Here is a 610-nt window from a genome sequence, read left to right as displayed (position 1 = left end):
GTTGCCGTCGACATCGAGCCCGACCGCGCGCTTCCCGGTCTCAAGGTTACCGCGCTTGCGCGCGTCACCGGCAAGACGGGTGTGGAGATGGAGGCGCTGACCGCCGCGTCGGTCGCCTGTCTCACCATCTACGACATGGCCAAGGCGGCGGACCGCGCCATGGTGATTTCCGGCATCAGGCTGGTCGAGAAGACCGGTGGCAAGTCGGGCGACTACAAGTCGGCCAAATCCGGGGCAGGTTCATAAATGGCATTGGTTCCGGTCGCCGAGGCTCTCGAGCGCCTGCTGGACGGCGCTGCGGCGTTGCCTGGCGAAAGCGTGCCGCTGGCTGATGCGGCCGGCCGCGTGCTGGCCGAACCGGTGGTCGCGCTGCGCACCCAGCCGCCCTTCGAAGCATCGGCCATGGACGGCTATGCCGTCCGCTCCGCGGACGTGGCATCAGCGCCGGCGCGGCTCTCGGTGATCGGCGTGGCGCCGGCCGGGCGCGGCTTCACCGGCTCCGTCGGCGATGGCGAGGCCGTGCGCATCTTCACCGGCGCTCCCCTGCCGGAAGGCGCCGACACCGTCGTCATCCAGGAGAATGTCCGCGCTCCCGGCGGCGGCGACATCG

The 610-nt window shown here is 70.5% G+C and carries 1 protein-coding gene and 1 pseudogene; both read left to right on the top strand.

Annotated features, from left to right (window positions below):
- Positions 1–246, top strand: a 246-nt coding sequence (locus tag EOA38_RS38360) for a cyclic pyranopterin monophosphate synthase MoaC (protein ID WP_281060194.1), incomplete at its 5' end; no start/stop codon positions are given.
- Positions 247–610, top strand: a pseudogene (locus EOA38_RS38355) (molybdopterin molybdenumtransferase MoeA); the annotation flags it as partial. It lies immediately after the preceding gene.

This window comes from Mesorhizobium sp. M1E.F.Ca.ET.041.01.1.1 (assembly GCF_003997355.1).
Classification (GTDB): Bacteria; Pseudomonadota; Alphaproteobacteria; order Rhizobiales; family Rhizobiaceae; genus Mesorhizobium.
This window is presented reverse-complemented; position numbering and strand designations above follow the sequence as displayed.